This window comes from Allosphingosinicella deserti, assembly GCF_003012735.1.
In the GTDB taxonomy this organism is placed as follows: Bacteria; Pseudomonadota; Alphaproteobacteria; order Sphingomonadales; family Sphingomonadaceae; genus Allosphingosinicella; species Allosphingosinicella deserti.
Window position 1 is genome coordinate 383810 of record NZ_PXYI01000001.1, and the last position, 14375, is coordinate 398184.

The window sequence follows — 14375 nt, forward strand, 5'->3', positions numbered from 1 at the left end:
ATTTCGAAGCCGGCCGGCCGGTACGCCCTTGCGACACGCGCATACGGGGTCCGTCCGGTCTCCGGCTTGTGGCGCTCAGGCGAACTGGTCGGTGGCGCGGACCAGGCGGTCGAGGATGCCGGGCTCGTTATAGCTGTGGCCGGCGTCGGGGATGATGTGGAGCTCGGCTTCCGGCCAGGCGCGGTGGAGGTCCCAGGCGGTCACCGGCGGGGTGCAGCTGTCGTAGCGGCCCTGCACGATTACGCCCGGTATGTCCTTGAGCTTGCCTGCGTCGCGGATCAGCTGGCCTTCCTCCATCCAGCCCTTGTGGACCATATAATGGTTCTCGATCCGCGCGATCGCGACCGCGAAGCGATCGGCGGTCACCGCGGCGACGAGGCCGGCATCGGGGAGCAGGCGGACGGTGGAGCCTTCCCAGGCGCTCCATGCCTTGGCCGCGATCAGCCGCGCGTCGGCATCGTCGCCGGTCAGCCGCTTGCGATAGGCTTCGACGAGGTCGCCGTGCTCGGCCTCCGGGATCGGCGCGAGGAAGGATTCCCACGCATCCGGGAACAGCGACGAGGCGCCGTCCTGGTAGAACCAGTCGAGCTCCCGCTGCCGCATCGCGAAGATGCCGCGCAGGATGAGGGCGGTGGTGCGCTCGGGATGGGTCTGGGCGTAAGCGAGGGCGAGGGTCGAGCCCCAGCTGCCGCCGAACACCAGCCAGCGGTCGACGTCGACATGGTTGCGCAGCCGCTCGATGTCGTCGACCAGATGCCAGGTGGTGTTCGCCTCCAAACTCGCATGCGGGGTCGATCGGCCGCAGCCGCGCTGATCGAACAGCAGCACGTTCCAGCGCTCCGGATCAAACAGCCGGCGATGGTCCGGGCTGCACCCCGCGCCGGGGCCGCCATGCAGGAACACCGCCGGCTTGCCCTGCGGGTTACCGCTCTGCTCCCAATAGAGGCTGTGGCCGTCGCCGACCTCGAGCATCCCAGATCGGTGCGGCTGGATCGGCGGATAGAGCGTGCGGAGCGCGTTCAGAAGCTCATCTCCTCATAGACGCGGCCGACGTCTCCGCCCCACGCGCCGTGATAATGGTCGAGCAGGACTTCGGCCGGGCTGGTGCCGCGGCTGACGATCTCGCGCAGCGGCTCGAGGAAGCCGGATTCGTCGTCGCCGGCGGCGTTGAGCCGGGCCCGGGCCTTGAGGCCGCCGCCTGCGATGTCCAGCACGCGGGCGCCGAGATCGCGCAGGCTCTCGCCGGACGGGGTACGGGCGTGAAGGCCCAGCCCGGGCACCTCGTCGCGCAGCCGCTGCCGCTCCTCGAGCGACCAGTGTTTGACCTCGTCCCACGCCGCGTCGAGCGCGCTTTGATCGTAGAGCAGCCCGACCCACAGAGCCGGCAGCGCGCAGATCCGGTTCCAGCGGCCGCCGTCGGCGCCGCGCATTTCGAGGAAGCTCTTCAGCCGCACTTCGGGGAAGGCGGTGGAGAGATGGTCGTTCCAGTCGGAAAGCCTCGGCTTCTCGCCGGGCAGAACCGAAAGCTCGCCCTTCAGGAAGTCGCGGAAGGAGAGGCCGGCCGCATCGATATAGGCGCCATCGCGGTAGACGAAGTACATCGGCACATCGAGCGCATAGTCGACATAGCGCTCGTAGCCGAAGCCGTCTTCGAACACGAACGGCAGCATGCCGGTGCGCGCCGGATCGGTGTCGGACCAGATGTGGCTGCGGAACGAGAGCATGCCGTTGGGTTTGCCCTCGGTGAACGGCGAATTGGCGAACAGAGCGGTGGCGAGCGGCTGGAGGGCGAGGCCGACGCGGAATTTCTGCGCCATGTCCGCCTCGCTCGCATAATCGAGGTTCACCTGGATCGTGCAGGTGCGCAGCATCATGTCGAGCCCGAGCGATCCCACCCGCGGCATGTGGCGCAGCATGATCGCGTAACGCCCTTTGGGCATCGTCGGCAGCTCGGCGCGGGTCTTGTCCGGCCACATGCCGAGGCCGAGGAAGCCGAGGCCGAGCTTGTCGCCGACTGCCTTCACCTGATTGAGGTGCCGGCCCGCTTCCTGGCAGGTGAGGTGGAGGTTCTCGAGCGGGGCGCCGGAGAGCTCGAGCTGACCGGCCGGCTCCAGGCTGACATTGCCGTCCGGCCCCGCGAGCGCGATGACCTTGCCGCCTTCCTCCACCGGGGTCCAGCCGAACTCGGTCAGGGCATTGAGCAGGTCGCGGATGCCGCCGGGCTCGTCGTAAGACGGCGCGCGGTGATCGGCGCGGCGATAGACGAATTTCTCATGCTCGGTGCCGATCCGCCACGCGGTCTCGGGCTTCTCGCCCTTGCGGAAGGGCGACAGGAGATCGTCCCGGCTCTCGATCGGCGGGTCCTGGCGGGTCGTTTCGGTGCGCGTCGTCATCGCCGCCCATCTAGCGATGGCAAGGGCCGCCCGCCAGCGGCTTTCAGCGAACCGGCGGCGCGCTCCAGTCGCCGGCCGTCGCCATCCACACCGCGACGGCGGCGACCGCCGCGGTTTCGGCGCGGAGGATGCGGGGGCCGAGCGCGACGCCGCGCGCCTGGGGCAGCGCGCGGATGGCGGCGCGTTCGTCGTCGGTAAAGCCGCCCTCCGGGCCGATCAGGATGGCGGCGCGGGGTGCGCCGGCCGCGGCGGCTTCGGGGAGGGGCACGCCGCCGCTCTCGTCGGCGAAGAACAGGATGCGATCCTCGGGCCAGGCGCGCAGCAGGGCTGCGAGCTTCTCGGGCGCGTCCAGCACCGGCAGGGCGGTGCGCTCGCATTGCTCGGCCGCCTCGATGCTGTTTGCGCGGAGCCGCTCCAGATTCACCCGGTCGACGATCGTGCGGTGGGTGATCGTAGGCATCAGCCGGGCGACGCCGAGTTCGGTCGCCTTTTCGACCAGCCAGTCGATCGCGCCGCGCTTGATCGGGGCGAAGACCAGCCACAGATCGGGCACCGGCTCGCGCGGGCGCAGCTGCTCGACGACGGTGAGCGTCATCCTCTTCTTGCCCGCCTCGGCGATCTCCGCGAGCCATTCGCCGCTGACGTCGTCGAACAGTTTCACCTGCGCCCCGGCCGCGAGGCGGAGCACGTTGCCGAGATAATTGGCCGACGCACCGTCGAGCGTCAGCGTCGATCCGGCGGCAAGCGGCGCTTCGACGAACAGGCGCGGCAGGCTGGAGGGCGGCCAGGCCGGAGTCGCGGCCATCAGCCGATCATCCCTGCGGCGGCTGGAAGGGGCGGATGCTTTCTCGACATTCGTCTGCTGTGGCGGCAATTGTCGGGCCATGGCAACTGGCGAAAGCGACATCGTTCCCGATTCCGAGCAGCGCGGACTGATCGGCGCGCTCCCGGCCGGCGTGCGTCCCTATGCGTCGCTGATGCGGCTCGATCGCCCGATCGGCGCCTGGCTGCTGTTCTGGCCGGGGGCATGGAGCGTCGCCCTGGCGGGCCTGGGACCGCGCGGCTTCCCCCTGATCCTGTGGCTCGCGCTCGGCGCCTGGGCGATGCGCAGCGCCGGCTGCGTTTATAACGACATCGTCGACAAGGATCTCGACAGGAAGGTCGAGCGTACGCGGCTGCGGCCGCTCGCCAGCGGGCGCGCGACGGTCACGGGGGCCTGGGTGCTGCTCGTCGCGCTCAGTCTGATCGGGCTGGTCGTGCTGCTGCAGCTGGATCGCACCGCCCAGATCATCGCGCTCGGCAGCCTCGCCCCGGTCGCTGCCTACCCGTTCATGAAGCGGATCACCTGGTGGCCGCAGGCCTGGCTCGGTCTCGTCTTCTCCTGGGCCGCTCTGGTCGGCTGGCCGGCCGTCACCGGCGAGATCTCGCTCACCCCGATCCTTCTTTACTGCGGGTCGATCTGCTGGGTGATCGGCTACGACACCATCTATGCGCTGCAGGACCGCGAAGACGATGCGCTGGTCGGCGTGCGCTCGTCGGCGCTGGCGTTGGGCCCGCACGCCCGACTCGGCGTGACGCTCTTCTACCTCGCCGCCTTGCTGTTCTGGGCGGTTGCCTTGTGGCGCGAGCGCCCGGACGGCCTTTCGCTGATCGCCTTGCTGCCGATGGCCGCGCACCTCCTGCACCAGACCGCGACCCTCAAGCCGGCCGACGGCGACGACGCGCTCCACAAATTCCGCTCCAACCGCTTTGCCGGCCTGCTGATGTTCCTTGCCTGCGTGGTGGTCGGCACTTCCTAGACTTTGCGCGCCGGCCGCCTTACTTCGCGGCGATGTTGACCCCCAAAGAAGCCGAAAGCCGCGCCGCCGATCTCGTCGAGCGGGCGCGCAAGGCCGGCGCCGATGCCGCCGATGCCATCTATGTCGCCGACGCCTCGACCGGAATTCAGCTCCGCCTCGGCGCGCTCGAAGATGTCGAGCGCTCGGAAGGCGAGGAGATTGGCCTTCGCCTGTTCGTCGGCCGGCGCTCCGCCAGCGTATCCTCGTCGGATCTCTCCGACGAAGCGCTGAAGGCGCTGGTCGAGCGCGCCGCGGCGATGGCCCGCGAAGCGCCCGAGGATCCCTATTCCGGTCTCGCCCCCGAGGACCGGCTGATGCGCGGCGAGGGGCCGGACGTGGACGGCGACGATGGCTGCGATCCGCTGCCCACCGAGCTCAAGCAGCGCGCGCTCGAGATCGAGGATGCGGCGCGTGCCATCGCCGGAGTCACCAACAGCGGCGGCGCCAGCGTCAGCGCCGGGCGATCGGTGATCGCGCTTGCGACCAGCCACGGCTTCTGCCGCGGTTATTCGACCAGCGGCTATTCGGGATCGGCAAGCGTCATCGCCGGCGAAGGGGCCCAGATGGAGCGCGATTATGCCCAGCATAGCGCGCGTCATTATGCGGATCTCGATGCGCCCGACGCGATCGGACGCCTTGCCGGCGAACGCGCCGTCGCTCGGCTCAATCCCGCCAAGCTCGCCAGCGGGGCGATGCCCGTCATATACGACCCGCGGGTCGGCAGCAGCCTGATCGGTCACCTGATCGGCGCCATCACCGGCGCTGCGATCGCGCGCAAGACCTCGTTCCTGCTCGGCAAGGAGGAAGAGGCGATCTTCGCCGAAAGCATCGTCATCCGCGACGACCCGCACCGCCCGCGTGGCCTTCGCTCCAAGCCGTTCGACGGCGAAGGCCTGCCGACCGCGCCGGCCGATCTGGTCGCCAACGGCCGGGTGACCAGCTGGCTGCTCGACAGCGCCTCGGCGCGCCAGCTCGGCCTCGCGCCGACCGGCCACGCTACCCGCGGCGTCGGCGGCTCGCCGGGGGCGAGCGCCACCAACGTCCATATGGAAGCGGGCAGCATCGCCGTCGACGATCTGCTCGGCGACATCGCCCAGGGCGTCTACGTCACCGAGTTGATCGGTCAGGGGGTGAACATGGTGACCGGCGATTACAGCCGCGGCGCCAGCGGCTTCATCATCGAGAACGGCAAGATCGGTCCGGCCGTTTCCGAGATCACCATTGCCGGCAATCTGATCGAGATGTTCCGGCAGCTCGTCCCCGCCAGCGACCTCGAATTCCGCCGCGCGGTCAACGTTCCGACGATCCGGATCGACGGCATGTTCATCGCCGGCGCCTGATGCTCGAAGACGTCTCCCGCATCGTCCGTGACGCCGCGCGCCTCGCCGCGTCGCGCTGCGGCGGCAGCTTCCGGCGCTGGGAGAAGGCGCCGGGCAATCCGGTGTGCGAGATCGACATCGAGGTCGACAATTATCTGCGCGACAAATTGTCGGCGCTGGATCCCGGGGCCGGGTGGCTGTCCGAGGAAACGGTCGACGATTCCGATCGGATCGAGCGGTCGCGGCTGTGGGTGGTCGATCCGATCGACGGCACCCGCGACTATCTGCGCGGCCGCAGCGGCTGGGCGGTGTCGGTGGCGCTGGTCGAGGACCGCAAGCCGCTGCTCGGCGTGCTCGACGCACCGATGCGCGGCGAACATTGGCGCGCGGCCAAGGGGCAGGGCGCCTGGCGCAACGGCGAACGGCTGCGGGTGAGCGGTCGCACGACGCTTGCCGGCGCCCGCATACCGGCCGACCAGCTTGCCGCGCCCGACGCCGATCTCGTGCTGGTGCCGAAGCCCAATTCGATTGCCCTGCGGATGGCGCTGGTCGCGGCCGGAGAGGCGGATCTGGTCGCGACGACCAAATGGGGCTTCGAATGGGACATCGCCGCCGCGGCCCTGATCGCCGAGGAAGCCGGTGCATCGGTAAGCGGCGCCTTCGGCCAGCCGCTCACCTTCAACACCGCCCTTGGCAATGCCTTCGGCGTGCTGGTCGCGACTCCGGCAATCCATGCCGACGCGGTCGAAAGGCTGCGGGAGAGGGCCTTGGCGGCGGTCTGAACGCAGGCTTCGTCGCGATGCAACCGGCCCCGGCAGCTTCAACTTTCGACTCTGCTTGAAATCAGGCGTAGTGTCGCTCCGTTAGGAGAGCGACATATGAAGCGTGTGCTGTCGTCAGCAACCGCCGCCTGCGCGGCCTTGCTCGTGTCCCCGGTGCAGAGCCAGGCGCCGGTTCCCGCCACACCGGCCCCGGCCGCGACCGTCGTGCCCCCCGTGGCCGACGTTCCACCGGAAGACGGAACGGTGCTCGGCTACGACGTGGACTTCTACCAGCGCATGACGGTGCCGGTCAGCATCGACGGCCGCGGCCCCTACCGATTCGTCGTCGATACCGGCGCCGAACGGACGGTAATCGCACGCGAACTCGCCGCAACGCTGGATCTCGGCAAGGGCCGCACTGCGCGCATGCACAGCATGAGCGAGGTCAGCGACATCGGCACCGTGATCATTCCGGAGCTGGAAGTCGGCGGCAAGCAGGTGCACGCGATCCACGCCCCAGCGCTTTCGCGCAGGAACCTGGGTGCCGAGGGCATGCTGGGAGTCGATTCGCTGAAGACGCAGCGTGTCTCGTTCGATTTCGTCCGCCAGCAGATGACCGTCACGCCGTCGCAGAAGCGCGCCGAGAATTGGGCAAGGGACGCGATTGTCATAACCGCCCGCAATCGCTTCGGCCACCTGGTGCTGGTCGATGCCCAAGTGGATGGCCAGAAAGTCTGGGTGATCGTCGACACCGGATCGCAGGCGACGATCGGCAACAGTGCCTTGCGCCGCAAGCTCGAGAAGAAGAGGCGGCTCGGCACCACCACGCCGGTTCAGATGACCAGCGTCACCGGCGGCACCATCATCGCCGACCAGACCATCACCCGCAACATCCGCATCGGCGGCGTGGACATCCGCAAGATGCCGATCGCCTTTGCCGACGTTCATCCGTTCAAGAAACTCGACCTGATGGATCGGCCGGCGTTGCTGCTCGGCATGGACGCGCTGATGCTGTTCGATCGGGTGTCGGTGGACTTCGCCAAACGCGAGGTGAGGATGCTGCGACCGGGCCGGTCCGAGCGACCGAACGGCATGCTGCTCGCCGCGCGATGAGGGATTGAGCACGTCCTAGGCTGCTGTCACTGATGCGGGCTGAGCCTGTCGAAGCCCTCGTGCTTCTTACCCAAGGTAAAGGAAGGGGGCTTCGACAGGCTCAGCCCGAACGGGGTTTTCAGATCTTGATCTTCACCCTGAAAATCAGGCCGCAGGCTCGACCCGCCGCACGCCGAAACGCGGGATGTCGATCTTGGGACACCGGTTCATCACCACCTTGAGCCCGGCGGCCTCGGCGCGGGCTGCGGCCTCCTCGTTGATCACGCCGATCTGCATCCACACCGATTTGGCGCCGGCGGCGATCGCCTCGTCCACGGCTTCTCCGGCCGCCATCGGCCGGCGGAAGATGTCGACCATGTCGATCGGCTCGCCGATCTGCGAGAGCTCCCGCCAGACATATTCGCCGTGAACATGCTCGCCGGTAATCTGCGGATTGACCGGCAGCACGCGATAGCCCCAGTCCTGCAGGAACTTCATCACGTTGTAGCTCGGCCGGTCCGGCCGGTCCGACGCGCCGACCAGCGCGATCGTCCGCGTCGATTCGAGAAGCGCCTTGATGTCGGCTTCAGCGGTGAGCGGCATGGGAAGTCCTCCGGTCTGTTTCGGAGGTGCAACGCCGGGGCGCTACATCCGGTTCAATGCCTCGCTCACCCGCGCAGCGAGCGCCTGGAAGATCCGCGATTCCTCGCCGTCGCCCGACGCCGGCGGCGTGCCGGCATCGGAGGATTGGCGAATAGTGAGGGTGAGCGGAACCCGGCCCAGGAACGGAATGTCCATCACGCCGGCAGCAGCCTCGGCGCCACCGGCACCGAACGGATCGGAGATCTCGCCGCAATGCGGACAGGCATAGCCGGACATGTTCTCGACCAGACCGATCACCGGGATATTGGTCTTGCGGAACAGGTCGATCGCGCGGGTGGCGTCGATCAGTGCAAGGTCCTGCGGGGTCGAGACGATCACGGCGGCGGTTGGGGTCCACTTCTGGACCAGTGAGAGTTGGATGTCGCCGGTGCCGGGCGGAAGGTCGACCACCAGGATCTCGGTGTCGCCCCAGTCGCCCTCGATCAATTGTCCGAGCGCGCCGGCGGCCATCGGTCCACGCCACGCAAGCGCCTTGCCGCCCTCGACCAATTGTCCGAGCGACAGCATGCGGATGCCGTTGGTCTCGACGGGCACGATCCGATTGTCGACCGACTCCGGCTTCTCGCTCGTGCCGAGCAGCCGCGGTTGCGAGGGGCCGTAGACGTCCGCGTCGACCAGCCCGACCTTGCGCCCGGCGCGGGCGAGGGCGATGGCGAGGTTGGCCGAAACGGTCGATTTGCCGACGCCGCCCTTGCCGCTGCCGACAGCGAGGATGATGCGCTTCACCTTCTCCTCGGTCATCGCGATGCGGACCTCGGCGATTCCGGCAATGCCGGTCAAGCCGCCCTTCAGCCGGCGCTCGAGGGTGGAGCGTGCCTCTGCGGAGAGGCCGGTCGCATCGACGACGAGGCTGGCGGCATTCTCCTTCAGGCGGGCGGACTGGATGCGTCCTTTCGCCTCGGGGATGCGTTCGAGGGCGGTGTGGAATGCGGCTTCGTCTTGGTTCATGACGTGCGAGATAGGCGAGCGCGCGGCGCTTGCCACTGTTTTTCCCGATAGCCGCTACCTATAAAGGTCTTCATGAGCAAAATCTTCGGGAGGGGCGCGCGTTCCGGCGCCGTGTTCAATGAGAATCGTGGCGGCCCTTGGGGTCCTTCCGGCGGCGGCTCCGGCTCCGGCGGCGGCGACGACGGCGGCAGCGGCCCGCGCAGCCCGTGGGGCGAGCCTCCGAAAAAGCGCCGCCCCGGCGCAGGCCCGAACGTCACCTCTCTCGACGACTTCCTGAAGAAGAGCCGGCAGCGCTTCGGCGGGCATCTGCCGCAAGGCGATGGACGGCCTTATTGGCTCTACGGCCTCGGCGCATTCCTGGTTCTCTGGCTGGTGTTCACCAGCGTGCACCGGATCGAGCCGCAGGAACGCGGGGTCGTGACCCTGCTCGGCGCCTACAGCCGCACGCTCGGCCCCGGCATCGGCTTCACCCTTCCGGCACCGTTCGAATCGGTCGAGGAACTCGACGTCGAGGAAATCCGGGCGGTGGATATCGGCTCGCCCGATCCGGCCAAGGAAAACCTGATCCTGACCGGCGACCAGAACATCATCGACCTGGCCTATCAGGTCCGGTGGAACATCAAGGATCCGCAGAACTTCCTGTTCCAGATCGAGGACACCGAAGGCACCATCCGCGAGATCGCCGAAAGTGCGATGCGCGAAGTGGTGGCGAGCGTGTCGCTGGACGATGCGATCGGCGCCGGACGCAGCGACATCGAGCAGCGCGTCGCGTTGCGCATGCAGCAATTGCTCGACGGCTACGGCGCCGGAGTCCGCATTCAGGGCGTCGCGATCAAGCAGTCGGATCCGCCCGCGGCGGTGAACGAGGCGTTCAAATCGGTGACGGCGGCCCAGCAGCAGGCGCAGAGCTACATGAACGATGCCCGTGCCTATGCGCTGCAGCTGCGCAACAAGGCGCAGGGCGAAGCGGCGGCCTTCGACAAGGTCTACGTGCAGTACAAGCTTTCGCCGGAGGTCACCCGCCGCCGCATGTATTACGAGACGATGGAAAGAGTGCTCTCGAAAGTGGACAAGACGATCATCGAGGCGCCGGGCGTTACGCCTTATCTGGCGCTGCCCGAAATCCAGCGGCGCGCGCCGGCGCAGCCGCAAGCCCAGGCTCAGGCCGCTGAAGGAGCGCCGCAACGATGAGCCGCGTGCTTCGCAACCCGATCGCCCTCGCGTTCATCGCGATCCTCATCCTGATCCTGCTCGGCAGCACCTTCTCGGTGGTGCCGGAAACCAAGCAGGCCGTGATCACCAGCTTCGGCAAGGTGCAGCGGACCGTGAACCGCTATCAGCCCGGCGAGACGTTCGGAACGTCCCATGCCGGCCTGATCGCCCGGGTGCCGTTCTTCGAGCAGATCGTCTGGGTCGACAAGCGCATCCAGAGCGTCGACATGGAGCGCCAGCAGGTCCTGTCGACCGATCAGCTGCGGCTCCAGGTCGATGCTTTCGCCCGCTACCGCATCGTCGATCCGGTGCGGATGGTGATCACCGCCCGCAGCGCGGAGAATGTCAGCGATCAGCTGCGGCCGATCCTCGGCTCGTCGCTCCGCAACGAGCTCGGCAAGCGTCCGTCGGCGGCTCTGCTCAGCCCGGAGCGCTCGCAGCTGATGGAAAATATTGCCGTCGCGCTGAACCGGGTCGCGCGCCAATATGGTGCTGAAGTGATCGACGTGCGGATCAAGCGGACCGACCTTCCGGAAGGCGCGCCGCTGGACTCGGCGTTCGACCGGATGCGGACCGCACGCCAGCAGGAAGCGCGCTCGATCCAGGCCCAGGGCCTGCGCAATGCGCAGCTGGTTCGTGCCGACGCGGATGCCGAGGCCGCCAACATTTATGCGGAGGCGTTCGGCAAGGATCCCGACTTCTACGAATTCTACCGCGCGATGCAGTCCTACGAGACCACGTTCGTCAACAATGCGCAGACTCCGGAATCGGGACGTTCGAGCGTTATCCTCTCGCCGCAGAACGAATATTTGCGCGAATTTACGGGCCGCCGGTAAGCGGCGGCCCTATTCAAATCCGGTTCAGCCGCACCACATGATTGCGAGACATTCCTGATCACCCCCGGGTTCCTGCCCGCCCGGGCAAATCTCAAGAGGAGGATTCCCATAGTGCGTTACGTTTATGGCCTGACCGCTGCCCTTCTGATCGGCGGCGCAACCGCCACATTGACGGTCGGCCCGGTTGGCGCGCAGACCGCCCAGAACGAGCCGGGCAGCATGGCCGCAGCGGCGCCCCGTCCGGGCGCTCCGATGAGCTTCGCCGATCTCGCCGGACGCCTGCAGCCGGCGGTGGTCAACATCTCGACCAAGCAGAGCGTCCAGGTAAGCCAGTCGCGGCAGCTGCCGCCCGGCTTCGAGGAATTCTTCCGCCGCTTCGGCGCACCGGTTCCCGACGGCGGCGGCGGTGGCGACGAGCCCGCCACCCAGCGCGGCGGTTCGCTTGGCTCCGGCTTCATCATTTCGGCCGACGGCTATGTCGTCACCAACAACCATGTCGTCTCGCCCTCGCGCAGCGGCGCAACCGTCGATCAGATCACGGTCACTTTGCCGGATCGCCGCGAGTTCGAGGCGGAACTGGTCGGCCGCGATGCCGCGTCGGACCTCGCGGTGCTCAAGATCAAGGGCAGCAACCTGCCGTTCGTCCGCTTCGCCTCCGGGCGTGAGGCGGTCCGTGTCGGCGACTGGGTGGTCGCGATCGGCAACCCGTTCGGCCTCGGCGGCACGGTGACCGCGGGCATCGTCTCGGCGCTCCACCGCAATATCGGCGCCGGCATCTACGATCGCTACATCCAGACCGACGCGTCCATCAACATGGGCAATTCCGGCGGCCCGATGTTCGATCTCAACGGCAACGTCGTCGGCATCAACACCGCGTTGATCTCGCCCACCGGCGGCAATGTGGGCATCGGCTTCGCCATCCCGGCGGAGCAGGCGGCGCCGATCGTTGAATCGCTGCGCAAGGGCCAGCGCCCGCAGCGCGGCTATATCGGCGTGAGCCTGCAGGAGATCACCGAGGACATCGCCGAGTCCCTCAACGTGCCGAAGAATCGGGGCGAGCTGATCCGCGGCGTGACCCCGGGCGGTGCCGCTGCGCGCGCCGGCATCCAGCAGGGCGATGTCGTGATCAGCGTCAACAACCAGCCGGTCACCCCGGATCAGTCGCTGGCCTATCTGGTTTCGAACCTGGATGTCGGTTCCAAGATTCCGATCGAGCTGATCCGCGGCGGCGAGCGACGCACGGTGACGGTCACGGTCGGCGAGCGCCCGACCGACGAGGAACTGGCCAAGCTCAACGGCATCGAGAACGAGACCCCGGTGACGGAGCCTTCGGAATCGGAGCAGTCGACCGGTCAGAAGTCGGCGCGCGAGAGCCTTGGCGTCACCGTTCAGTCGCTTACGCCGGAGATCGCCCGGTCGCTGCGGCTCAACGACGTCAACCTGCGCGGCCTCGTCGTCGCGTCGGTGAGCCCGTCGAGCGATGCGGCCTCGAAGATCCAGCAGGGCGACATCATCCTGTCGATCAACCAGCGCGCGACGCGCACGCCGGAGGAGGCCGCAGCCGCGGTCGCCGCGGCGCGCGCCGCCGGCCGAAACACGGTGCTGCTGCTGGTCCGGCGCGGCAACAATCCGCCGGCCTATATCGGCATCGCGCTCTCCCGCGCGCGCTGACCGGCGCGCTAAGCTTTCGATCCGGATCGGGGCCTTCGCGTCCCGATCCGCCGAAGGCAGGACCTGCGTCTCCGTCGAACATGGCTTGCCGCTCCTCTCCCCGCCGGGATAGGAGCGGCAATTCGTTTGTGGAGACTGGCTGTTGGCGGATGACGCGATCCTGATCGGTGCTGCGGAAGGTCGTCCGCAGCACCTCCTCCTCGCCCTCGCCAACCGCCACGGCCTGGTCGCCGGCGCGACCGGCACCGGCAAGACGGTAACCTTGCAGCGCCTCGCCGAGGGCTTTTCGCAGGCGGGAGTCCCGGTCTTCGTCGCCGACGTGAAGGGCGATCTCGCCGGCATCGCTATGCCCGGCTCCGCGCAGGCCAAAGCGCACGAGGCGCTCGTCGCCCGCGCCGCCGAGATCGGGCTCGAAGGTTTCGGCTATGCCGGCAATCCGGTCCTGCTGTGGGATCTCCATGGCGAGCAGGGACATCCGATCCGCACCACGGTGAGCGAGATGGGGCCGCTGCTGCTGGCCCGCTTGCTCGGGCTCAACGAGACGCAGGAAGGGGTGCTGGCGATCGCCTTTCGGCTCGCCGACGAGGAAGGATTGCTGCTCCTCAACCTCGAGGACCTGCAGGCGCTGTTGGCTCACGTCGGCGAGCATGCTGCGGCTCTCACCACGCGCTACGGCAACGTCACCAAGGCATCGGTGGGCGCGATCCAGCGCCAGCTGCTCCAGCTCGAAGCGCAGGGCGGCGATCTGTTCTTTGGCGAGCCCGCGCTGGCGATCTCCGATCTTCTCGCCGTCGACGAGGCCGGGAAGGGGCTGATCAGCGTGCTCGCTGCGGACCGGCTGATGACCAGCCCGAAACTCTACGCGACCTTCCTTCTGTGGCTGCTGTCGGAGCTGTTCGAGGAGCTTCCGGAGGTCGGCGATCTCGCCAAGCCGAAGCTCGTCTTCTTCTTCGACGAAGCCCATCTGCTGTTCGACGACGCGCCCGAGGCTTTGCTCGACACGATCGAGCAGGTTGTCCGGCTGATCCGATCGAAGGGTGTCGGCATCTATTTCGTCACCCAGAACTCGGCCGATATCCCGGAGAAGGTGGCGGCACAGCTCGGCAACCGAATCCAGCACGCGCTGCGTGCCTTCACGCCCAAGGAGCAGAAGGCGCTGAAGGCGGCCGCCGACAGCTTCCGGGCCAATCCTGCCCTAGACGTCGTAAACGCCTTGCCGGCGCTGAAGGTCGGGGAGGCGTTGGTCTCGACGCTCGATGCGGAGGGCGCACCGACTCCGGTCGAGCGGACGCTGATCGCGCCGCCCGGCTCGCGGCTCGGTCCGCTCGAAGCGCGGGAGCGGGCTCTGCTCGTGTCGAGCTCGCCGCTTGCCGGCAAATATGACGAAGCGGTCGACCGCGAATCCGCCGGCGAGATCCTGACGGCCCGCGCCGCGGCCGCTGCGGAGGCGGCCTCGCGGGTCAAAGCGGAGGCGGATGCTGCCAAGCAGGACGCGCGAGCCGCGCGCGAGCGCAGGGCCAATCCCTCGTTCCAGGACGAGATGGTGCGCCAGGTCGGCAAGGCCGTGAAGCGGCAAGTGGTCAACCGCATCGCCGGATCGCTCGTCCGCGGTCTGCTCGGCGGCCTGTTCAGGGGGAGGTGA

General features: G+C 67.9%; 13 protein-coding genes. 8 read left to right on the forward strand and 5 right to left on the reverse strand.

Going from position 1 to position 14375, the window contains the following annotated elements; translation table 11 throughout:
- Nucleotides 1-75: 75 nt before the first annotated feature.
- Genes pip through C7I55_RS01805 form a run of 3 tightly spaced genes read right to left on the reverse strand, consistent with a single transcriptional unit; the run spans nucleotide 76 to nucleotide 3198 of the window.
- The gene (gene pip / locus C7I55_RS01795) at nucleotides 76-1023 is read right to left on the reverse strand and encodes a prolyl aminopeptidase (RefSeq protein WP_106511164.1); all 948 of its coding nucleotides are present in this window, start codon (nucleotides 1021-1023) and stop codon (nucleotides 76-78) included.
- Nucleotides 1020-2393, reverse strand: coding sequence for a glutamate--cysteine ligase (locus tag C7I55_RS01800; protein WP_106511165.1), 1374 nt, complete (start codon nucleotides 2391-2393; stop codon nucleotides 1020-1022). Before C7I55_RS01800 ends, pip begins: the two co-directional genes overlap by 4 nt.
- Before the next feature lie 43 nt (nucleotides 2394-2436).
- Nucleotides 2437-3198: a 16S rRNA (uracil(1498)-N(3))-methyltransferase gene (locus C7I55_RS01805; RefSeq protein ID WP_106511166.1), complete on the reverse strand. Its 762-nt coding sequence runs from the start codon at nucleotides 3196-3198 to the stop codon at nucleotides 2437-2439.
- Nucleotides 3199-3277: 79 nt separating this feature from the next.
- Here C7I55_RS01805 and ubiA point away from each other — a divergent pair, with 79 nt between their 5' ends.
- From ubiA to C7I55_RS01825, 4 genes are all read left to right on the forward strand, one after another.
- A complete protein-coding gene (gene ubiA / locus C7I55_RS01810; RefSeq protein ID WP_106511634.1) occupies nucleotides 3278-4192 on the forward strand; it encodes a 4-hydroxybenzoate octaprenyltransferase in 915 nt (304 codons plus the stop codon).
- A gap of 32 nt (nucleotides 4193-4224) precedes the next feature.
- Nucleotides 4225-5571 (forward strand): TldD/PmbA family protein, encoded by a 1347-nt coding sequence (locus tag C7I55_RS01815; protein WP_106511167.1) that lies wholly within the window; start codon nucleotides 4225-4227, stop codon nucleotides 5569-5571.
- On the forward strand, nucleotides 5571-6332 hold the full coding sequence (locus C7I55_RS01820) for a 3'(2'),5'-bisphosphate nucleotidase CysQ (RefSeq protein ID WP_106511168.1): 762 nt from the start codon (nucleotides 5571-5573) through the stop codon (nucleotides 6330-6332). Before C7I55_RS01815 ends, C7I55_RS01820 begins: the two co-directional genes overlap by 1 nt.
- A 96-nt stretch (nucleotides 6333-6428) precedes the next feature.
- Entirely contained in the window at nucleotides 6429-7424 is a 996-nt protein-coding gene (locus C7I55_RS01825) for a retroviral-like aspartic protease family protein (RefSeq protein WP_106511169.1), read from the forward strand.
- Nucleotides 7425-7568: 144 nt separating this feature from the next.
- On the opposite strand, the gene C7I55_RS01830 is transcribed toward C7I55_RS01825, so the two are convergent.
- Both C7I55_RS01830 and C7I55_RS01835 read right to left on the reverse strand, forming a co-directional pair.
- Complete coding sequence (locus C7I55_RS01830) at nucleotides 7569-8006, reverse strand: CoA-binding protein (RefSeq protein WP_106511170.1); 438 nt, start codon at nucleotides 8004-8006, stop codon at nucleotides 7569-7571.
- A 42-nt stretch (nucleotides 8007-8048) separates the two neighbouring features.
- A complete protein-coding gene (locus tag C7I55_RS01835; RefSeq protein ID WP_106511635.1) occupies nucleotides 8049-9014 on the reverse strand; it encodes an Mrp/NBP35 family ATP-binding protein in 966 nt (321 codons plus the stop codon).
- A gap of 72 nt (nucleotides 9015-9086) precedes the next feature.
- On the opposite strand from C7I55_RS01835, the gene hflK reads away from it, so the two are divergent.
- The 4 genes from hflK to C7I55_RS01855 all read left to right on the forward strand — a co-directional run bounded on the left by hflK (nucleotide 9087) and on the right by C7I55_RS01855 (nucleotide 14375).
- Nucleotides 9087-10205, forward strand: a complete 1119-nt coding sequence (gene hflK / locus C7I55_RS01840) for an FtsH protease activity modulator HflK (RefSeq protein ID WP_106511171.1) — start codon at nucleotides 9087-9089, stop codon at nucleotides 10203-10205.
- On the forward strand, nucleotides 10202-11062 hold the full coding sequence (hflC, locus tag C7I55_RS01845; protein ID WP_106511172.1) for a protease modulator HflC: 861 nt from the start codon (nucleotides 10202-10204) through the stop codon (nucleotides 11060-11062). Before hflK ends, hflC begins: the two co-directional genes overlap by 4 nt.
- A gap of 111 nt (nucleotides 11063-11173) precedes the next feature.
- Complete coding sequence (locus tag C7I55_RS01850; protein ID WP_106511173.1) at nucleotides 11174-12733, forward strand: Do family serine endopeptidase; 1560 nt, start codon at nucleotides 11174-11176, stop codon at nucleotides 12731-12733.
- 139 nt (nucleotides 12734-12872) lie between these two features.
- Nucleotides 12873-14375 (forward strand): helicase HerA-like domain-containing protein, encoded by a 1503-nt coding sequence (locus tag C7I55_RS01855; protein ID WP_106511174.1) that lies wholly within the window; start codon nucleotides 12873-12875, stop codon nucleotides 14373-14375.